Genomic DNA, 20,934 nt, shown 5'->3' with positions numbered 1-20,934 from the left:
AGGCCCGTTATGTGGATCCCTGATCAGCCGTCGTCTGGCGGCGCCGCGGCGGGGTTCTCTCGCCAGAGCGTGAGTTCGCCATCCTCGTAGCCGACGAGCACGAGCCCGTCGGTGTCGCTGCGCGCGACCCGTGAGCCCGTACGTGCGAGGGTCGCGAGCAGATCCGGGTGTGGGTGCCCGTAGTCGTTCTCGCCGACGCCGATGAGGGCGATGCGCGGGCGCAGCGCCGCGTAGAGCGCGGGCGAGTGGTCGCGGCTACCGTGGTGTGAGACCTTCACGACGTCGACGGGGCCGAGGTCCGCTTCCGCGCCGAGGAGCCGCTGCGCGTCCTCGCCGAGGTCGCCGAGCAGGATCGTGTGCGGCAGGTCGGGCCCCGCGATTTCGACGATGAGGCTCGTGTCGTTCCCGGGTTCGAAGGCGCGGGATCCGGCGCGGGGCCAGAGCACGCGCCAGCTCGCGTTGCCGAGCGTGCCGGACAGGCCCGCGGATCCCTCCCTCACGTCGTCCGTGACGGCGCGCGCGTCGGCGAGCTCGCCCGGGCCCGAGGCGGGCCCGTAGATGATCGTGTGCGCGCGTCCCGCGAGGGCGGGCACGCCCGTGACGTGGTCGGCGTCGAAGTGCGTCAGGAACGCGACGTCGATGTCGTCGACGCCGAGCCGGCTGAGGCACGCCTCGAGGGCCCTGACGTCGGGGCCGGTGTCGACGATCGCCGTGTGGCCCGCCGATCGCAGCAGGATCGCGTCGCCCTGCCCGACGTCGCAGAGCGCGATCGCCCAGTCGCGCGGGGCGGTGAGGGGTCCCGCGACGCCCGCGAGCACGACCATCCCGGCACCGGATCCGACGATCACCGCGAGGGCGGCGCCCGAGAGCCTGCGCAGCCACCGCGGCCGCACGCGGCAGATGACGGCGGCGCACGCGGCCCCGAGCGCCGTGAGGAGGGCGAACCCTAGCCAGCCCTCGCTCCAGCCGAGCCGCGCGGCGGGAAGCGTCGCGAAGGTCTCGGCGGTCTGCGCGATCCACGCCGACGGTAACCACGCGATCGCGGCGGCGCCGAGCGCGAGCGGCGGGATCGGTTGCGCGAGGCACGCCACGAGCCCCAGGACGGTCGCGATGGGCGCGCCCGGCCCCGCAATCATGTTCGCGACGACCCCGTAGAGCGCGACCTCCGGCGCGAAGAGCACGATGATCGGCCCGCACACGAGCTGCGCGGCGAGCGGCACGGCGATGCCGAGGGCGAGCGCACGGGGCATCCAGCGCCCCAGCCCGCGCGCGAGCGGCTCCGCGAGCAGCAGCAGGGCGCCGGTCGCGGCCGCCGAGAGCAGGAATCCGAAGGAGGTCGCAAGCCACGGATCCGCGACGACGAGCACCGTCACCGCGAGCGCGAGCACCGCGGCTCCCGCGCCGCGCCGGCCGAGCAGGAGCGCGAACATCCCGATCGCGCTCATCGCCGCGGCGCGGATGACGCTCGCCTCGGGCGTCACGAGCACCACGAAGCCCGCGAGAACCGCCGTTGCGACGGCGATGCGCGTGCGCCGACCGAGGCCGCACAGCGCGCACGCGCCGTACGCGAGACCCACGACAAGCGAGCAATTGCTTCCCGAAACCGCGGTCAAATGCGAGAGCGACGACGCCTTCATGTGTGCGTCAAGCTCGTCCGAGACGGCGCTCGTCTCGCCGACCGAGAGCCCGGGCAGCAGGCCGCCGCCCGGATCCGGGAGCCCGCGAACCACGTCATCGACGAAACCGCGCCGCAGCGCGCTCGCGACGCCGAACACGTGCGGTGGCGCGTCGACCACTTCCGCCGACCGCGCGAAGACGATCGCCGCGGCGGCCTCGCCCGGATCCGTCGGCTGGCCGCCGCCCGTCACCGACACCCGCGCGCCGAGGTCGAGATCCTCCGGGATCTCGCCGCTCAGCCGCACGGCGACGAGGGCCGAGGATCCGTCGACGATCACGGATCCGCTGAACCGCACCCCGCCGAGCGTCGGCTCGACCTTCGTCGTCACGTGCACGACGAGGTCCCTCACCTGCCCGTCGAGGGCCTCGGCAGCCGCGTCGCGGGAGGGAAGCGCGAGCCACACGCCGCTCGCCGCGATGGCCGCGGCCGCGCAGACGACGGAGGCGAGCGCGAGTGCGCCCCGGCGGGTGAGAAACGCGGCCGCGAGGGCGGCGCCGGCCGCGCACCAGGATCCGATTGCCGCGGCACCCGCGGCCGCCGGCCACAGCACGCACGCGAGCGCGACCGCCCACGTGGCCAGGGCCACGGGCAACAGCCGCAGATCGCGCCTCACACCGTCACCAGCTCGCGGAGCGACTCGAGCACGCGCGGCCCGATGCCCGAGACCGCGAGGAGGTCGTCGACGGCCGTGAACGGCCCCTCCGACTCGCGCCACGCGATGATGCGCGACGCGAGCGCGGGACCGACGCCCGGCAGCGTCTCGAGCGTCACGGCATCGGCGGTGTTGATGTTGACGAGCCCGCCCGCGGATCCGCCTCCCGCGGTCGCGGGCGGCGCCTCGCCCTCGCGCGGGACGACGAGCTGCTCGCCGTCGGCGAGCGTGCGGGCGAGATTGATGGCCGACGGATCCGCGTCGCCCGCGAGCCCGCCCGCGGCCGAGACGGCGTCGATCACGCGGGCGTCGGGGGCGAGCACGTAGAGGCCGGGCAAGGCGACGGCGCCCGCCACGTGTACGTAGATCTCGGCGGCCGCCTCCGGCTCGAACGCCGACTCGTCGGTGGAGGCGACGACCTCGGCGGGCGTCGAGTGGCCGCGCCAGATGCCGATGCCGACCGTGACGGCGAGCGCCAGCAGCACGAGCGCTATCGCGGCGCCCACGCCGAGGCGCGCGCGGGGCGAGGCCCGCCCGTATGCCTCGAGGTCTGACATGGCTCCGACGCTAGGCGCAGCGCCGTGCCCGCGACCGGGATGGGGAAAACTCGGCGCCGAAAAGGGGCCTGTGGACACGCTGCCCCGCCCCCGCGACACGCCAAAAGGGCGCCCCGCGAACGGGACGCCCTTCGTGGTGAGAAGCGATTACTTGACGACGAGGCTCACGAGCTTCGGCGCGCGCACGATCGCCTTGAAGATCTGCTTGTCGCCGATGAAGCGCAACACCTTCTCGTCTTCGCGGGCGAGCTTCTCGAGGTCGTCGACCGAGATGTCGGCCGGAACCTGAAGCTGCGAGCGCACCTTGCCGTTAACCTGCACGACGGCCGTGACCTCGTCCTCGACGAGGAGCGCGGGGTCGGCGGGGGCCCAATCGACGGCGCTCACGCTCGGCGCGTGGCCGAGGATCTCCCACATCTCCTCCGCCGTGTGCGGGGCGACGAGGTCGAGCACGACGGCGACGGTCTCGACGGCCTCGCGGACCGCCGGATCCGCGGCGCCCGCGCCCGAGTCGATCGTCTTGCGGATCGCGTTGACGAGCTCCATGAGGCGGGCGACGACGACGTTGTACTTCGTCTGCTCGACGAGGCCGGGGGCGTCGTTTAGCAGGTGGTGCGTGACGCCGCGGAGCGCCTTGTCGCCGCCGTCGAACGAGATTCCGGGCTCCGAGGCGACGTCCTGGGCGGCGCGCAGCGCGCGGGCGAGGAACTTCTTCGCGCCCGCCGTGTGCACGTCGTTCCAGTCCTTGTCGTCCTCCACCGGGCCGGCGAAGGCGAGCGCGACGCGCACGGCGTCGGATCCGTTCTCGTCGAGCTGCTCGGACACCTGCACGAGGTTGCCCTTCGACTTCGACATCTTCGAGCCGTCGAGCAGGACCATGCCCTGGTTGATAAGCGCGCTGAAGGGCTCGGTGAACTTCACGAGGCCCATGTCGTGCAGCACCTTCGTGATGAAGCGCGCGTACAGCAGGTGCAGGATCGCGTGCTCGACGCCACCGATGTACGTGTCGACGGGAGCCCAGCGATCGGCCTCGTTCGGGTCGAAGGCGAACTGGTCGCTCTTCGGCGAGAGGAAGCGCAGGTAGTACCAGGAGCTGTCGACGAAGGTGTCCATCGTGTCGGGGTCGCGTAGCGCCTGCTCGCCCGTCACGGGGTCGACCGTCGTGACCCACTCGGTCGCGCCGCCCAGGGGCGAGGTGCCCTTGGGCTTGAGGTCGATGTCCTTCGCGACGGGGAGCCTCACGGGCAGCTGGTCGGAGGGAACCTTCTCGATGCGGCCGTCGGCCGTGTGGATCATCGGGATCGGCGTGCCCCAGAAGCGCTGGCGGGAGATCAGCCAGTCGCGCAGGCGGTACTGCTTCGACGCGCGACCGGATCCGGAATCCGCCAGAATCTCGATCATGCGCGCGATCGCGTCTGCCTTCGGCAGACCGTCGAGCTCGCCGGAATTGATGAGCACGCCCTCGCCCGTCAGAGCCTCGCCGGTCTCGGCGGGGTTCGCGAGTTCCTCGCCCTCGGCCGACGTGTCGAGCACGACGCGCACCGGCAGCTCAAACTTCAGAGCGAAGTCGAGGTCGCGCTGGTCGTGCGCGGGCACGGCCATGACGGCGCCGTGTCCGTAGTCGGCCAGCACGTAGTCTGCGGCCCAGATCGGCAGCTTCTCGCCGTTGACGGGGTTGATCGCGAAGCGCTCGAGCGGAACACCGGTCTTCTCGCGGTCGGATGACTGGCGCTCGATGTCGGTCTGCTTCTGCGTCTGGTCGAGGTAGTCCTGGAAGCGCATGCGCGTTTCGGGGCTCGCCGTTGCGACGAGCTCAGCGGCGAGGTCGCTATCGGGGGCGACGACCATGAAGGTCGCGCCGTGCAGGGTGTCGGCGCGCGTCGAGAACACGGTGACCTTGTCGGCGCGACCCTCGATCTCGAAGTCGATGTCGGCACCGATCGAGCGGCCGATCCAGTTGCGCTGCATCTGCAACACCTTGTGCGGCCAGCGGCCCTCCAGCTGGTCGAGGTCGTCGAGCAGGCGGTCGGCGTAGTCGGTGATCTTGAAGTACCACTGCGTGAGCTTCTTCTTGATCACGGTCGCGCCACAACGGTCGCACGCACCGTCGATGACCTGCTCGTTGGCGAGCACGGTCTGGTCGTTGGGGCACCAGTTGACGGGGCTCTCGGTGCGGTACGCGAGGCCGCGGTCGTACATCTGCTGGAACAGCCACTGGTTCCACTGGTAGTACTCGGGGTCGGACGTGTGGAGCACGCGCGACCAGTCGAACGAGACGCCGTAGCGGCCGAGGCTCTCGCGCTGCTGCGCGATGTTGCCGTACGTCCATTCACGCGGATCCGCGCCGCGCTGGATGGCGGCGTTCTCGGCGGGCAGGCCGAACGAGTCCCAGCCGATGGGCTGCATCACGTTGTGGCCGCGGTGGCGCCAGTAGCGCGCGACGATGTCGCTGTAGAGGTAGTTCGACGCGTGGCCCATGTGCATGTCGCCCGAGGGGTACGGGAACATCGCGAGCACGTACTTGCGCGGGCGCGGATCCTCGTCGCCGCCCGCAAGGAAGGTGCCGTTCTCGTCCCAGTACGCCTGCCACTTGTTCTGGATGGCGTGGATATCGGGAGCCTGCTCGGCGAATTCTTCCGGTGCGATGGATTCAGACACGGTGGATGGGGCCTATCGATCGATGCTTGTCTGTCGGCGCCCTGGAGCGCGGATGACAGGGGATAGTCAAGGTTACCTCGGGAGCCTTGTCGCACCTGCCGACTACCCTGGAGAAATGGCCGCCCCACGACGCTCCGGATCCTCCGCAAAGCCCTCCGCGATCCCCACGCTCGAGTGGCGCGAGCCGCGCCCGGCGCCGATCGTGCTCGTTTTTGGATCCGAGGAGGTCTGCGCGGAGCGCGCGATCGCGGGCGTGCGCACCCAGCTGAAGGACGAGGATCCGTCGCTCGAGGTCACCGACATTCGCGCCGACGACTACGCACCCGGAACGCTTCTCGCGGTCACGTCGCCGTCACTCTTCGGCGAGCCCCGCCTCGTGCGCGTCTCGGGCGTCGAAAAGTGCAACGATGCCTTCCTCACCGAGGCTCTCGCCTACCTCGAGGCGCCCCAGGACGGCGCGACGGTCATCCTGCGGCACACGGCCGCGAGCGTGCGCGGTAAGAAGCTGCTCGACGCGATTCGCTCTGGGCTCGGCGGGGGCGTCGAGGTACCGTGCCCCGCTATCAAGAAGGACGGCGAGCGCGCGAACTTCGCCGCGGGCGAGTTTCGTCATGCCCGTCGCAAGATTGACAGGCAAGCGCTCGAGGCGGTCACGCGGGCCTTCGCCGGGGATCTTGCCGAGCTCGCTGCGGCCTGCCAGCAACTCATCCAAGACACGACCGGCACGATCGACCTCGCGACCGTCGAGCGCTACTACGGCGGCCGCGTCGAGATGTCGGGCTTTGCCGTCGCCGATATGGCGATCGCCGGCGACCACGGCGGTGCGCTCGTCGCCCTGCGCCAGGCGCTCGACTCGGGCGCGGATCCGGTGCCCCTCGTCGCCGCGTTCGCGATGAAGCTACGCACCATGGCGCGCGTCGCCGGCAAGCGCGGGCCCGCTCGTCAGGTGGCGCGCGACCTCGGCATGCCCGACTGGCAGGTCGAGCGCGCGCAGCGCGATCTCGTGGGCTGGACGGGGTCGACCCTCGGCCTCGCGATCCAGGCAACCGCGCGGGCAGATGCCGAGGTCAAGGGAGCCTCGCGCGACCCCGTCTTCGCCGTCGAGCGCATGGTGACGGTCGTCGCGACCCGCGCGCCCTTTGGGGCGTAGCGCCCCGAATCCGTCCACAGAAAAGGCCCGCCTCCTCGAAAGGAGACGGGCCTTTAGCGCTGAAAGATCAGAGCGCGTGGATCTGCTTCGCCAGGGCGCCCTTGCGGTTCGCGGCCTGGTTCTTGTGGATCACGCCCTTCGAGGCGGCCTTGTCGAGCTTCTTCGAAGCCTTCGCGAAGGCGGTCTCGGCAGCGCCCTTGTCGGCGGCCGCGATGGCGCGACGCGTCGCACGAACGAGCGTCTTCAGCTCGCTCTTGACGATGCGGTTGCGCTCGCGCGCCTTCTCGTTGGTCTTGTTGCGCTTGATCTGCGACTTGATGTTTGCCACGTTATTTAGGCCTTCGTTAATTGCGAATCGGATGTTGTCTGTTGGCGGTAGAGGGGCCGCCGCGAGACGTGTGCAGGTGTGGGAGCCCGCACGCAAGCCAAGAACCAAGCTTAGCAGGTGGCATGCGCGGTGCCTGAACGCGCCGCGAACGCGAGTGCGGGGCCGGTGCAGCAGCACCGACCCCGCACTATGGGAGGAAGCGGATTACTTCGCCCAGCCGAAGTTCTCGACCGGCTGAACTCCGAACATGTCGAGACCGCTGTACGGCTCGGGGCTCATGTTCGCGAGTCCTTCCTTCGCGGTGGCGATGATCGGGCCGTTGTAGACGGGCATGATGCCCCACGACTCGCTCATCAGTTCAGCCTCGAGCTTCATCGCAGCAGGAATCTGCTCTTCGGCCGTCGGGAGCGCCTCAACCTGCTCGTGGATGCGCGAGTCGAACGTCTCGTCGGAGGTGTCCGACAGGTTCAGACCCTGGTCCATGCAATAGATCTGGCACATCCACATCACGCCGAACGGGTCGGACGAGGTGAAGCGCATGATGACGGTGTCCCAGTCACCCTCGTTGACCACGGTCGCGAACTCGCTCGAGGGGTGGTTCTCGATGTTCAGCTCGATACCAACTGCCTTCAGCTGCTGCTGGATGACGCGGGCGATCGCCTCGCTGGTGGGGTCATCGCCGAAGGTCGTGTAGCCGAACGACAGCTTCTCGCCGTCCTTCTCACGGATACCGTCGTCACCCATCGTCCAGCCAGCCTCGTCGAGGAGAGTGGCCGACTCATCGGAGTTGAACTCGTATCCAGCAGCCGCGAACGAGTCTTCGTAGCCTTCCTGGAACGGGTAGAGGTTGAACGAGCCCGCGGGCGGTTCCTCCCAATCGAGACCCTGGAAGTTGACTTCCTTGATCTGCTCGCGGTCGATTGCCAGCATCGCGGCCTTGCGCACGTTAATGTCACTCAGAGCCGGTGTGTTCGCGTTGAACTGCAGCAGCGCGTTGGCAACGTCGGGGGCGCGGTAGGTCTTGACGCCGTCCATGTCAGCAACCTGGGCGAGTCGGTCGGCGGAGGCGGTTGCGACCATGTCGATCTCGCCGGCCTTAAACGCGTTGATCGTCGCGGTCGCCTCCATCACGCGGAATGTGCGTTCGTCGAGCATCGGCTCGTCGCCCCACCACTTCTCGTTCGGGACGAACGTCACCGTGCCCTTGTCGGCGTCCCACGTCCCGATCGTGTAGGGCCCAGCACCCCACTCGGGATGCGGCTCGTTGATGTAGGACTCGTTGAAGGTCTTGGCGTCCTTCGCGGCATCCGGGTGGATCACCTGCTGGAAGAGAGCATCGACCCATGCGAAGGTTCCCTTGAAGGTGACCACGGCCTGCTTGTCGGTCTCGCCCTTCTCGACCGACGCGATCTGGCGGTAGCCGTCGGTCGAGTTCGGCTGGTAGTCGCCCTCGCCGCTCTGCACACGCCAAGTCGCCTCGATGGTCTTCCAGTCCATTGGGGTGCCGTCGTTGAACGTCGCCTCATCCGTGAAGGTGTAGGTGACGACGGTGTTGCCGTCGACCTCTTCAACGGTACGGTCCGACAGATAGGCGGGGTTCTCGTAGACCTCACCCTCCGGAGTCATCAGCATGACCTGGGGGTTGTACCAGGTCCACAGCGTCATGGTGTTTGCGGAGCCGTCGTTGTGCAGCGCGTTCAACTGCGTCGTGATCTCGCCGATCGCAGAGACAACAGTGCCGCCCTGCTTCATGTCGGCGCGGTCAACCGGGTTGTTGTCCGGCTTCGCCTCGACGGCGGCGGGGGCGCTGTCGCCGCCCTTGTCGCCGGAGGGCTTGTTCGCCTCGTCATCCGCGGAGCATGCCGCCAGAACGAGGGAGGAGGCGGCCAGGAGAGCGGCCGCTCCGATCCACTTAGTCTGCTTGTTCATTGGTGTTCCTTTCGCGCGTTTGCGCTTGGGGTGGGAATCGAGGGGGAGACTTACCGGAAGTGGCACGCGTTGGTGTGCACGCCCTCACGACCGGTGAGCTGTGGTGCCTCTCCCTCGCAGCGGGCCTTGCTCGCGGGATCCAGGGTCTGGAAGAGCGGGCAACGACTCACGAAGGGGCAGCCCGCGATCTTGTCGGTTGGGCTGGGCAGGTCGCCGCGAAGAACGATGCGCTCGCGCGTTCGCTCCACGTGGGGATCGGGTACGGGGATCGCCGAGAGCAGCGCCTGTGTGTACGGGTGCTGCGGGTCGTCGAAGACCTCGTCAACATCGCCGAGCTCGACAAATTGTCCGAGATACATGACGGCGACGCGGTCGGCGAGGTGGCGCACGACCGAGAGGTCGTGGGCGACGAAGAGGTAGGAGATGCCGAGCTTGGCCTTGAGCTCGTCGAGCAGGTTGATGACGCCCGCCTGGATCGACACGTCGAGCGCGGAGACGGGCTCGTCGAGCACGATCAGTTTCGGCTCGGTCGCGAGAGCGCGCGCGATACCGATGCGCTGGCGCTGGCCGCCCGAGAAGGCCTGCGGGAACCGGTCGGCGTGGGCCGGGTTCAGGCCCACGAGGTTCATCAGCTCGTCGACGCGCTGGTGCGTCTTTGCCTTGTCGACCCCGATGGTGCGGAGCGGCTCGGCGAGGATGTCGAACACCGTCATGCGCGGGTCAAGCGCACCCATCGGATCCTGGAAGACGATCTGGATGTCGCGGCGGAGCGCGCGCTCCTGACGGCGGTTCTTAATGTCCTTGACGCTCGTGCCGTTGATGACGATGTCGCCACCGTCGACCTTCGCAAGTTCCATGATCTCGAGGAGCGTCGTGGTCTTGCCCGAGCCCGACTCGCCCACGATCGCGAGGGTCTCGCCCTCGCGAATGTCGAAGGAGACGTTCTGCACGGCGTGGACCTCGCCGACCTTGCGCTTCGCGAGCGCGCCCTTGAGGAGGGGGAAGGTCTTGGTGAGATTCTCGACGCGGAGCGTTTGGGCACGCTCCTCGCGGGGCTTCCGAAGCAGCGCACTCTCGGGGATCACCGGCGCGGGGAATACGGGCTCGCCCGCGATCGTGCCGTTGCGGATCTCGTCTGCGCGGATGCAGGCGGCGAAGTGCTGCTCGCCACCGTCAGCGACGGCCGTAAGGGCCGGCTCCGCGGTGCGGCACGCCTCGGTAGCGATCGGGCAACGATCGGCGAAGGGGCAGGCATCGGGGAGACCGATCAGCATGGGCGGGTTGCCCTTGATCGGGATCAGCGGTTCCTTGTCCTTCTTGTCGACGCGCGGGATCGCGGCGAGAAGACCGACCGAGTACGGCATGCGCGTGTCGTAGAACAGGTCGTCGACGGGGGCGTGTTCGACGGGGCGGCCCGCGTACATCACGAGCACATCGTCGGCGACGTTTGCGACAACGCCCATGTCGTGCGTGATCATGATCACGGCTGCACCGGTCTCGCGCTGGCCCTTCTTGATCACGTCGAGCACCTGTGCCTGGATCGTCACGTCGAGGGCCGTCGTGGGCTCGTCGGCGATGATCAGCTTGGGGTCGTTCGCCAATGCGATCGCAATCACCACGCGCTGCCGCATTCCGCCCGAGAACTCGTGCGGGAAAGCCTTCATGCGAACTTCGGCGTTGGGGATGCCGACGGTCTTCAGCAGTTCGATGCCCCTCTGCCACGCCTGAGCCTTGGTCACGCCGCGATGGGCCGTGATGGCCTCGACGAGCTGGTCGCCGATCGTGAACACTGGGGTCAGCGAGGTCAGCGGATCCTGGAAGATCATCGACAGGCCGTTGCCGCGAATCTCCGACATCTGCTTGTCTGACTTGCCGAGGAGTTCGATGCCGTCGAACACGACCGAGCCGCCGACACGGGCGTTGTCGGCGAGAAGGCCCATGATGGCGAGAGAGGTTACGGACTTGCCGGAGCCGGACTCGCCCACGATGCCGATGGTCTTTCCGGGGTGCAGGTCGAAACTGACGCCGCGCACCGCGTCGACGCGTCCCGCCTCGCTCGCAAAGCTGACGGTGAGGTCCTTGACGGAGAGGATGGGATCGGTCATGCGCGGCCTCCTGCCACCGAGTTCGGGTCGAGGGCATCGCGCAGGCCATCCGCCACGAACGCCATCGACACCGTGAGGAGCGTGAGGATGAGGCCTGGGAAGAGGAAGATCCAGGGGGCCGATGAAACGACGTTCGCGCCCGTGGCGATGAGGTTACCGAGCGAGATGTCGGGGATCTGCACGCCAAAGCCGAGGAACGAGAGGCTCGTCTCGGAGTTGACGGCACCGATGATCCCGAGGGTGAAGTTGATGATGAGTAGCGATGCCATGTTGGGGATCATGTGACGCAAAACGATCTTGAAGTCGCTGACGCCCATGTAACGAGCGGCCTGCACGTACTCGCTTTCGCGGATCGACAGCGACAGCGTCCAGACCGTTCGGGCGAGCATCATCCAACCGATCACGACGAGCATGACCGCGAGGATGAACCAGTTGCCCCCGGAACCATTCGTCACGAGGGCAACGATGAGGAAGCCCGGGACGGCGAGCATGAAGTGGATGACCCAGAGGATCACTCGCTCCCACCAGCCGCCGAGATATGCGGCCATGGCTCCGAGCACCGCCGAGATGACGGTCGTGCCGACGGACACGATGATGGCGATCATAAGTGAGCGGCGCAGACCCTGGACGGTCATCGCATAGACGTCGTTGCCGGCGCTGGTCGTGCCGAACCAGTGCTCGCTGCTCGGGCCCTTCGAGAGAGCGAGGAAGTCGAGCTCGATGTAGTCGTACTTCGCAAAGATATTACCGAACACAGCAAACGCGACGATGAGGACGAAGATGCCCAGACCGACGGACGCAGGGATGTTGCGGAAGAACCGGCGCGTGTAGAGCGCGCCTTTCGACAACGGCTTGGAACGCTGGATGTCAGGAGTTTCTGTGATGGTCATGTCAGCTCACCCGCACTCGAGGATCAAGGGCCACGACGGCTATGTCAGCGAGCAGCGCACCGATCGCCGTCATGAGGGCACCGAAGGCAGCAACGGCAACGGTGCCATGAATATCGTTCTTACCCAATGCCGAGACGGTGTACTCGCCCAGGCCGTGCCAGGCGAAGATCACCTCGGAAAGGAAGGCACCGAGGAACACCGTCGGGATCGTGAACGCGACCTGGGTCGCGATAGGGATGAGAGACGTGCGCAGAGCATGCTTGCGGATCGCGCGCTGCTTCGTCAGACCCTTCGCTCGGGCAGTGCGCACGTAGTCGGCTCCGATGTTGTCAAGGAGGAGTGCGCGCTGCAGGAAGTGCGTCGAGGCATAGCCGACGAGCGACATCGCAAGCGTCGGCAACACCAGACGGTGGAGGGTGTCAAGGACCGCCATGAACCAATTGTCGATGCCGATGCCCGAAGGGCCCGTCACGTAGAAGATCGTGATTCCGGTGGCTTCGTTCAGCATGATTGCGAGCAGGACAAAGCCGAGGGCTGCGACGATCGGCGGAATGTTCATGGTGATCGTCGAGGTGAAGTGCCCGATGCGGTCCGCGAGCTTGTACTGACGATTCGCGGTGTACACGCCGAGAGAGACGCCGGCCACGAGGCCGATCAAGGTGGCGCCCGTCACGAACTCGGCCGAGGTCCACATGCGGAACGCGATCTGTCGATTGACCGAGTCGCCCTCGGGGGTCAGGCCCCAGTTCCAGTGCAACACGATGTTCGTAAGCCACGTCCACCATCGCTCAAGCAAGGGCACCTCTGTGCTCAGGTTGCGAGGGCGGAGCAGGTCGTCGACCTGTTCCGGGGTGAGAGGTGGGCGCCGACCCACGTAGTTGCTGCGAGGATCAAGAAAGTTCCACGCGAGGAAGTACGTGATGTTGGTCGCCACGACGATAATGACCAGCCAGTTAATGAGGCGGCGCGTCAGGTATGAGAACAAGGTGTCTAATGACTTTCGTGGGTGAGCAACGGTGCTGAGGGGAGACTCTAGCCCGCTACCTCACGCTTCCGCCGATCGGCTGGCCGTTCAGCGTAAAAGCGTTATGAATCTTTATGTGTTTGCACGTATCTGTTGAGATTTGCGTCTGTTACTGAGCAGTTTGATCAGTTCAGCGGCGCGAGTGCAACTCTAGTTTCCATAAGTTTCTGGAAGATGTCACACAGGTGATGAAGACTTGTGAGCAATCGACAAAGCGGCGCGATGGGCGTGGTCACACGGACTTTTGGGGGTCCGCCACGTAGACTGACCTAGATATGTCGCCACGTGCCTCCCAGCCGCTCGCGCCCGCCGCAACGCCGCCCGAGCGAATTCGAAACTTCTGCATCATCGCTCACATCGATCACGGCAAGTCGACCCTTGCCGATCGCATGCTGCAGCTGACCGGTGTCGTGCCCGATCGCGAGATGAGGGCTCAGTACCTCGACCGCATGGACATCGAGCGCGAGCGTGGCATCACGGTGAAGAGCCAGGCGGTGCGCATCCCGTGGCAGGTCGACGGCGAGACGTTCGCGCTCAACATGATCGACACCCCGGGTCACGTCGACTTCAGCTACGAGGTCTCGCGCTCGCTCGCGGCGTGCGAGGGTGCGATCCTTCTTGTCGACGCGGCGCAGGGTATTGAGGCGCAGACGCTCGCGAACCTCTACCTCGCGCTCGAGAACGACCTCACGATCATTCCCGTGCTGAACAAGATCGACCTGCCGGCGGCGGATCCGGAGCGCTTCGCGAAGGAGCTCGCCGACCTGATCGGCGGCGACCCCGCAGACGTGCTGCGCGTCTCCGGCAAGACGGGCATGGGCGTCGAGGAGCTGCTCGACCTCATCGTTCAGCAGATTCCCGCGCCGAAGGGCGACGCCGACGCGCCCGCCCGCGCGATGATCTTCGACTCGGTCTACGACGCCTACCGCGGCGTCGTCACCTACGTACGCATGGTCGATGGCAAGCTCACTCCGCGCCAGAAGGTGCAGATGATGTCGACCAAGGCGACGCACGAGCTTCTCGAGATCGGCGTATCGAGCCCCGAGCCCGCGCCCTCGAAGGGCCTGGGCGTCGGCGAGGTGGGCTACCTCATCACCGGCGTGAAGGACGTGCGCCAGTCGAAGGTCGGCGACACGGTCACCGACGCGGCGAAGCCCGCGACGGTCTCGCTCGATGGTTACGTCGAGCCGAAGCCCATGGTCTTCTCGGGCCTGTACCCGATCGACGCGAGCGACTACCCGCTCCTGCGCGACGCGCTCGACAAGCTCAAGCTGTCCGACGCCGCCCTCGTGTACGAGCCCGAGACCTCGGTGGCCCTCGGCTTCGGCTTCCGCTGTGGCTTCCTCGGCCTGCTCCACCTCGAGATCATCACCGAGCGCCTGCAGCGCGAGTTCGACCTCGACCTCATCACGACCGCGCCCAGCGTGATCTACGAGGTCAAGAGCGAGAACGGCGAGACGATCGTCGTGACGAACCCGAGCGAGTACCCCGAGGGCAAGATCGACGCGGTGTCGGAGCCGGTCGTGCAGACCTCGATCCTCGTTCCGAAGGATTACGTCGGCACCGTCATGGAGCTGTGCCAGTCGCGCCGCGGATCCCTCCTCGGCATGGACTACCTCTCCGAGGAGCGCGTCGAGCTCAAGTACACGATGCCGCTCGGCGAGATCGTGTTCGACTTCTTCGACCACCTGAAGAGCCGCACGCAGGGCTACGCGAGCCTCGACTACGAGCCCTCGGGCACGCAGGAGGCCGACCTCGTGAAGGTCGACATCCTGCTGCAGGGCGAGCGTGTCGACGCGTTCAGCGCGATCGTGCACCGCGACGCCGCCTATTCGTACGGCACGATGATGGCCGAGCGTCTGCGCAAGCTGATCCCGCGCCAGCAGTTCGAGGTGCCGATCCAGGCCGCGATCGGCGCGCGCGTCATCGCCCGCGAGACGATCCGCGCGATCCGCAAGGACGTTCTGGCGAAGTGCTACGGCGGTGACATCAGCCGTAAGCGCAAGCTGCTCGAGAAGCAGAAGGAAGGCAAGAAGCGCATGAAGATGGTGGGCCGCGTTGAGGTTCCCCAGAATGCGTTCATCGCCGCACTCTCGGGTGACGTCGAGTCTTCAGGCAAGAAATAACCGACGCCAGTTAGGGTGAACAGCATGCGCAGGGCGACCTTCCGTGATCAGACGGTCGACTATGCGGCGGTGGGTGCCTCACAGGCATCCGACCTGCTGCAATATCCGCCGGAGGGATCCATACCAGCTGTCGATTCGTGGCGGATCGGCAGTGGCGAAGAGCGCTTCCGCAAGGCGAGCGAAGACCTGTTGTCGTGGCAGGTCATCAGTGGTGCGGGCCTCGAGATCACGGATGTGCGCCCGCCGCGCGACGCGGCCTACACGGGCGTGAGCTTCGCGGCCGACGGCACGCCGAAGGCACCAGCGAGCCGGGATCAGGAACCGCGCGTCTCCGACGCGGGCCTGCCCTATGTGACGCCGGGCGCCACGGCGCACCTCGCGAACTCCAAGCGCGGTCACCGCGCGAACGCCGACTACCGCGTGATCTTCGTCTCCGAAGAGCCGCGCCGCACGGCATTCGCGATCGGCACCGTTGACGCGACGCTCGTGAGCGGCGAGATTCTTCTCGCCGTGGAGTGGCGCGACAACGACGAAGTGTGGTTCGAGGTGCGCGCGTTCGACGTGCCCGTCGCGTTCTCGTACAAGCTGTTCAAGGGCCTCGTGAAGCGCCGCCGCAAGCGCGTGAACTCGGCCTACCTCCGCGCGATCTCGCCGCTGTTCGCCTGATGGCGGGCGCACTTCCGCTCGGCGACCCCGCACCCGCCGACGGATCCCTTGGCGTGGTCGCCGATCCGGCGACCGATTTCGGCGTGTACCTGCACGTACCGTTCTGCCGCGTGCGCTGCGGCTATTGCGACTTCAACACCTACACGGCGCCCGAGCTGCGCGGCGCTCGGCAGGATCAGTACGCCGACACGCTGCTGCAGGAGGTCGAGCTTTCGAAGCGCGTGCTCGCCGAGGCCGGCCCGCTGCGTCCCGCGCGGACGGTGTTTTTCGGCGGCGGCACGCCAACCCTGCTCCCGGCCGGCGACCTCGCGCGGATGCTCGCCGGCGTCCGCGACGCCTTCGGCCTCGCCGACGGCGCCGAGGTGACGGTCGAGGCGAACCCCGACACCGTCACCGACGCGGTCGTGGAGGAGCTCGCGGCGGCCGGCGTCAACCGCCTGTCGATCGGCATGCAGTCGTCGGTGCCGCACGTGCTCGCGGCGCTCGACCGCAGCCACAGCCCCGAGAACGTTACGCTCGCCGTCGCGGCGGCGAAGCGCGCGGGCCTCGACGTCAGCGTCGACCTGATCTATGGGGCGCCGGGGGAGAGCCTCGCCGATTGGCGGAGCTCGCTCGAGTCGGCCCTCGCGCTCGAGCCCAACCACATCTCGGCATACGCCCTCATCATCGAGGAGGGCACGAAGCTCGCCCGCCAGATCTCGCGCGGCGACGTTCCGGCGCCCGATGACGACCTGCAGGCCGACATGTACGAGCTGGCCGACTCGCTCCTCGCCGCCGGCGGATACTACTGGTACGAGGTGTCGAACTGGTCGCGCGGCGGCGACGAGCACCGCTCGCGCCACAACCTCTCGTACTGGCGCGGCTTCGACTGGTGGGGCTACGGCCCCGGCGCCCACAGCCACGTCGGCGGCCTGCGCTGGTGGAACGTGAAGCACCCCGCGGCCTACGCGCAGCGCCTCTCGCTCGGCGAGTCGCCCGCGGCCGGCCGCGAGACGCCCGATGCGGAGGCGCGCGCGCTCGAGCGCGTGCTGCTCGAGACGCGGATCCGCGAGGGCATGGCGATCTCGGAACTCCCGAGCGGCGCCGCACGCACCGCGGTCGCGGGCCTCGTCGCCGACGGCCTCGTCGACGGATCCGCCGCGATCCGCGGCCGGATTGTGCTGACGCTGCGCGGACGCCTCCTCGCCGATGCCGTCGTACGCGCGCTGACTGTCTGAACATCTTTCCGGCACCGAGCGAGTAAGATTGGCACTCGACATACGAGAGTGCCAATCCGAGGGGAGATGACATGGTCAGCGATCGGCGCCTGCGCGTTCTTCAAGCCATCGTCACCGACTTCGTCGACACGCACGAGCCGGTCGGATCCCGCACCATCGTCGAGCGCCACGCGTTCGGCGTCTCGGCGGCGACGATCCGCAACGACATGGCGGTTCTCGAAGAGGAAGACCTGATCGCGCAGACGCACACCTCGTCCGGTCGCGTGCCGACCGACAAGGGGTATCGCGCCTTCGTCGATCACCTCGCCGACGTGCGCCCGCTGTCGCCGGCGCAGCGCTCGGCGATCGAGACGTTCCTGCGCGATCCCGCCGACCTCGACGACCTGTTGAGCCGCACCGTGCGGCTGCTGACGCAGCTCACGGGGCAGGTCGCCCTCGTGCAGTACCCGTCGTTCTCGCGCGCGACCGTGACACACGTGCAGCTTGTGCGCCTCGATGTGCGGCGCGCGCTCGTGATCATGGTCACCGACACCGGCCGGGTGTCGCAGAGCATCGCGATCCTGCCTCCCGAGGCGGCGTCGAGCGACCTCGACATCGCGCTCGCGATGGTTCAGCCTCTCGTCGTCGGAAGTCCCGTGCGCATCGCGGCCGAGCGCGTACGGGCGGCTCGCGGATCCTCGGGGCACCCGGATCCGGCATTCGCCGCGATCGCGGCGGCCATCGCCGACGATCTGGAGGAATTCCGCCAGAACCGCCTGGTGATGGCTGGATCCGCGACTCTCGCGCAGCGCGCGGGCGACTTCCGCGGGAGTATTCACCCGCTGCTCGAGGCCATCGAGGAACAGGTCACCCTGCTCAAGCTTATGAGCGAGATGGCCGACGACGACGAGGGGCTCGCGACGAGCATCGGCCGCGAGAACGCCGCGTTCGGGCTGGGCGAGGCCTCGATCGTGACCAGTACCTACGACGCGACCGTCGGCCGCGCCCGGGTGGGCCTCATGGGCCCGACCCGCATGGACTACCCGCAGAACCTCGCGGCGGCTCGCGCCGTCGCCCGGTACCTGACGCGGGTGCTAGAAGAAGACGAGCGCCGCTAAAAGCGGCATCACACTCATCGCGGATGATCCCGCGGAAAGGTGAGAAGTGGCAGACCACTACGACGTCCTCGGAGTCTCGCGTGAGGCATCGGACGACGAGATCAAGAAGGCCTACCGCAAGCTTGCGCGCAAGCTGCATCCCGATGTGAACCCGTCGCCAGAGGCGGCGGAAGAGTTCAAGAACGTCACCCACGCCTACGACGTGTTGAGTGATCCCGAGCAGCGCCGCCGCTACGACATGGGCGGCGACGACGCGATGGGCGGCTTCGGCGGCGGTGGCTTCGGTGGTTTCGGCGACGTCTTCGAGGCGTTCTTCGGCGCGGGTGGCGGCGGATCCCGTGGCGGACGCCCGCGCTCGCGTCGCGAGCGCGGCGAGGACGCCCTCGTTCGCCTCTCGCTGACGCTCGGCGACGTCGTCTTCGGCACCCACCGCGACGTCGAGATCGACACCGCCGTGCTCTGCGAGACCTGCAACGGCTCGTGCTGCCAGCCCGGCACCGAGCCGGTCCGCTGCGACGTGTGCGGTGGATCCGGTCACGTGCAGCGCCAGGTGCGTAGCCTCCTCGGTAACGTCGTTACGCAGCAGCCCTGCGGTTCGTGCCAGGGCTATGGCACGCGCATCGAGCACCCCTGCGCGACGTGCAGCGGGCAAGGGCGCGTCCGTTCGCGCCGCACCGTCGGCCTCGACATCCCTGCGGGCGTCGAAACGGGCCTGCGCCTGCAGCTCGCCGGATCCGGTGAGGTCGGTCCCGCCGGCGGCCCGAACGGCGACCTGTATGTCGAGATCCACGTCGACAACCATGCGGTGTTCAGCCGGGAAGGCGACGACCTGCTCGCGACCCTCGAGGTGTCGATGACCGACGCGATCCTCGGAACCACGACGTCGATCGACGGTCTTGACGGCGCCGTCGATCTCGAGGTGCGCGCCGGCGTGCAGTCGGGCGACGTGCTGAAGATCGATGGCCGCGGCATCACCGGTCTGCGTACCAAGAAGCGCGGCGATCTGCGGGTTGCCGTGCAGGTCGTGACGCCGACGAAGGTTGATCACAAGACCCGCAAACTCGTCGAGGAACTGGCCCAGCGCACCAAGGCGCCGGAGCCCCGCCTCGCCGAGCACCAGCAGGGTTTCTTCTCGAAGTTTCGCGACAAGTTCGGCCGCTGATCGTGGCGCTCCACTTCGTCGTCGACGATGCCTTGGGCGACACGATCGAGCTCACGGGGTCGGAAGCGCACCACGCCTCGGCCGTGCGCCGCGTGCGCGAGGGCGAGGACGTGACGGTGACCGACGGCCGCGGCGCGTGGCTCGAGGGATCCGTCGCGTCGGTCGAGCCGAAGCGGGTCGCGATCTCGGTCACCTCACGCACTCTCGTCGCGGCGCCCGCGCGGCGGATCCTGCTCGCACAGGCGCTCGCGAAGGGCGACCGCGACGAGCTCGCGGTGCAGGCGGCGACCGAGCTCGACATCGACGGCATCATCCCATGGCAGGCGACGCGCAGCGTGTCGCGCTGGTCGGGACCGAAGGCCGTGAAGGGCCAGGCACGGTGGCAGACGATCGTGCGCGAGGCCGCCAAGCAGGCACACCGTGCATGGATCCCTTCCGTTGAACCCGTCGCGTCAACGCGCGACCTCGTCGCCCTCGCTGCCGACGCCCACATCGTCGTGCTGGATCCGTGGACCGAGAACCGCGTCGCCGACCTTGACTGGACGGGGGAGCGCGACGTGATTCTCGTCGTTGGGCCCGAGGGCGGCATCGCCCCCGAGGAGCTTTCGGCGTTCGACGAGGCCGGCGCCGTGCGCGCGCGCCTCGGTCAGAGCGTGCTGCGCACCTCGACCGCGGGTCCGGCGGCGCTCGCCCTGCTCAACCAGGCGATCGGGCGCTGGTAGGCCACGATGGCTCGTGAGGGCGCGCGCGGCGTGACGCTGCAACAACTGCGCTACTTCATAGAAGTAGCGGCCGAAGGATCCATCAGTGCGGCGGCCGACCTGTTGTATATCTCGCAGCCGACACTCTCGGCGGCGCTCAAGGAGCTCGAGGCCCGCACCGGCAGGTCGCTGCTCGTGCGCTCGACCCGGGGAGTGAGCCTCACCGAGGAGGGCGTCGAGTTTCTCGGTTACGCCCGCCAGGTGATCGAGCAGGCCGAGTTGCTCGAGCAGAAGTACCTCGGTGGCGCGCCGGCGCGGCGGCTGCTCGCGGTGTCGACGCAGCACTACTCGTTCGTCGTCGACGCCTTCGTGCGCATGGTGCGCGCGACCGACGCCGACGAGTATGCGTTCAGCCTGCGCGAGACGCGCACGTGGGAGATCATCGAAGACGTGCGTACGATGCGCAGCGAGCTCGGTGTGCTCTATCGCAATGATTTCAATAGCAAGGTCATCGACAAGCTGCTCCGCGAATCCGGGCTCGTGTTCACGCCGCTGTTCCTCGCGGAGCCTCACATCTTTATCGCGCGGACGAATCCGCTCGCGGGGCGCGAACGCGTGACGCTCGACGATCTCGAAGACCTGCCGCGCCTCACCTTCGACCAGGGCGCGAACAACTCCTTCTACTTCGCGGAAGAGATCCTCTCGACCCGCACCGTCAAGCAAGACATCAGGGTGAGCGATCGTGCGACGATCTTCAACCTCATGATCGGTCTCGGTGGGTACACGATTTCGACGGGTCTCATCTCGGGAGAGATGGATCCGTCGATCGTGTCGGTGCCGCTCGACGTCGACGAGCGCATTGAGATCGGGTGGATCCATCACCAATCTGCGTCGCTCACGGCTCAGGCGCGGCGCCTCGTCGACGAGATGCGTGGCGTCATCGCGGGGTACGGCATGCCGCTCATCTCATAGTTTCCTTCTATGGCGACACCTC

16 protein-coding genes are annotated in these 20,934 nt (G+C 67.6%); 8 read left to right on the top strand and 8 right to left on the bottom strand.

Annotated elements, in window-relative coordinates:
• Positions 1-23: 23 nt before the first annotated feature.
• From DTO57_RS03590 to leuS, 3 genes are all read right to left on the bottom strand, one after another.
• Positions 24-2,291, bottom strand: a complete 2,268-nt coding sequence (locus DTO57_RS03590; protein WP_244909101.1) for a ComEC/Rec2 family competence protein — start codon at positions 2,289-2,291, stop codon at positions 24-26.
• Positions 2,288-2,887, bottom strand: coding sequence for a ComEA family DNA-binding protein (locus DTO57_RS03585; protein WP_114116821.1), 600 nt, complete (start codon positions 2,885-2,887; stop codon positions 2,288-2,290). Before DTO57_RS03585 ends, DTO57_RS03590 begins: the two co-directional genes overlap by 4 nt.
• 147 nt (positions 2,888-3,034) lie before the next feature.
• Positions 3,035-5,545 (bottom strand): leucine--tRNA ligase, encoded by a 2,511-nt coding sequence (gene leuS, locus DTO57_RS03580; protein ID WP_114116820.1) that lies wholly within the window; start codon positions 5,543-5,545, stop codon positions 3,035-3,037.
• Between the two features lie 115 nt (positions 5,546-5,660).
• On the opposite strand from leuS, the gene holA reads away from it, so the two are divergent.
• Positions 5,661-6,695 carry a DNA polymerase III subunit delta gene (gene holA, locus DTO57_RS03575; RefSeq protein ID WP_114116819.1) on the top strand — a complete coding sequence of 345 codons (1,035 nt, stop codon included), beginning with the start codon at positions 5,661-5,663 and terminating at the stop codon, positions 6,693-6,695.
• A 67-nt stretch (positions 6,696-6,762) separates the two neighbouring features.
• Here the strand turns inward: holA and rpsT are convergent, their stop codons facing one another.
• From rpsT to DTO57_RS03550, 5 genes are all read right to left on the bottom strand, one after another.
• The gene (gene rpsT, locus DTO57_RS03570) at positions 6,763-7,023 is read right to left on the bottom strand and encodes a 30S ribosomal protein S20 (RefSeq protein ID WP_114116818.1); all 261 of its coding nucleotides are present in this window, start codon (positions 7,021-7,023) and stop codon (positions 6,763-6,765) included.
• A 204-nt stretch (positions 7,024-7,227) separates the two neighbouring features.
• The gene (locus DTO57_RS03565) at positions 7,228-8,952 is read right to left on the bottom strand and encodes an ABC transporter family substrate-binding protein (RefSeq protein ID WP_114116817.1); all 1,725 of its coding nucleotides are present in this window, start codon (positions 8,950-8,952) and stop codon (positions 7,228-7,230) included.
• 50 nt (positions 8,953-9,002) lie between these two features.
• On the bottom strand, positions 9,003-11,057 hold the full coding sequence (locus tag DTO57_RS03560) for an ABC transporter ATP-binding protein (RefSeq protein ID WP_114116816.1): 2,055 nt from the start codon (positions 11,055-11,057) through the stop codon (positions 9,003-9,005).
• A complete protein-coding gene (locus DTO57_RS03555) occupies positions 11,054-11,947 on the bottom strand; it encodes an ABC transporter permease (protein ID WP_114116815.1) in 894 nt (297 codons plus the stop codon). Before DTO57_RS03555 ends, DTO57_RS03560 begins: the two co-directional genes overlap by 4 nt.
• Before the next feature lies 1 nt (position 11,948).
• Positions 11,949-12,932 (bottom strand): ABC transporter permease, encoded by a 984-nt coding sequence (locus DTO57_RS03550; RefSeq protein ID WP_114116814.1) that lies wholly within the window; start codon positions 12,930-12,932, stop codon positions 11,949-11,951.
• 314 nt (positions 12,933-13,246) lie between these two features.
• Here DTO57_RS03550 and lepA point away from each other — a divergent pair, with 314 nt between their 5' ends.
• The 7 genes from lepA (at position 13,247) to DTO57_RS03515 (ending at position 20,912) form a co-directional block, all read left to right on the top strand.
• Positions 13,247-15,097 (top strand): translation elongation factor 4, encoded by a 1,851-nt coding sequence (lepA, locus tag DTO57_RS03545; protein ID WP_114116813.1) that lies wholly within the window; start codon positions 13,247-13,249, stop codon positions 15,095-15,097.
• A 24-nt stretch (positions 15,098-15,121) separates the two neighbouring features.
• Entirely contained in the window at positions 15,122-15,763 is a 642-nt protein-coding gene (locus DTO57_RS03540) for a DUF1990 domain-containing protein (RefSeq protein ID WP_114116812.1), read from the top strand.
• Positions 15,763-16,980: a radical SAM family heme chaperone HemW gene (gene hemW / locus DTO57_RS03535; RefSeq protein ID WP_114116811.1), complete on the top strand. Its 1,218-nt coding sequence runs from the start codon at positions 15,763-15,765 to the stop codon at positions 16,978-16,980. Before DTO57_RS03540 ends, hemW begins: the two co-directional genes overlap by 1 nt.
• Positions 16,981-17,051: 71 nt before the next feature.
• Positions 17,052-18,077 (top strand): heat-inducible transcriptional repressor HrcA, encoded by a 1,026-nt coding sequence (hrcA, locus tag DTO57_RS03530; RefSeq protein WP_114116810.1) that lies wholly within the window; start codon positions 17,052-17,054, stop codon positions 18,075-18,077.
• Between the two features lie 46 nt (positions 18,078-18,123).
• Positions 18,124-19,239 carry a molecular chaperone DnaJ gene (gene dnaJ / locus DTO57_RS03525; protein ID WP_114116809.1) on the top strand — a complete coding sequence of 372 codons (1,116 nt, stop codon included), beginning with the start codon at positions 18,124-18,126 and terminating at the stop codon, positions 19,237-19,239.
• Between the two features lie 2 nt (positions 19,240-19,241).
• Positions 19,242-19,961: a 16S rRNA (uracil(1498)-N(3))-methyltransferase gene (locus DTO57_RS03520; protein WP_114116808.1), complete on the top strand. Its 720-nt coding sequence runs from the start codon at positions 19,242-19,244 to the stop codon at positions 19,959-19,961.
• A 6-nt stretch (positions 19,962-19,967) separates the two neighbouring features.
• On the top strand, positions 19,968-20,912 hold the full coding sequence (locus tag DTO57_RS03515; RefSeq protein ID WP_114116807.1) for a LysR family transcriptional regulator: 945 nt from the start codon (positions 19,968-19,970) through the stop codon (positions 20,910-20,912).
• The last annotated feature ends 22 nt before the right edge of the window (positions 20,913-20,934 follow it).

The organism is Microbacterium sorbitolivorans, assembly GCF_003327285.1.
GTDB classification, from domain to species: domain Bacteria; phylum Actinomycetota; class Actinomycetes; order Actinomycetales; family Microbacteriaceae; genus Microbacterium; species Microbacterium sorbitolivorans.
This window is presented reverse-complemented; position numbering and strand designations above follow the sequence as displayed.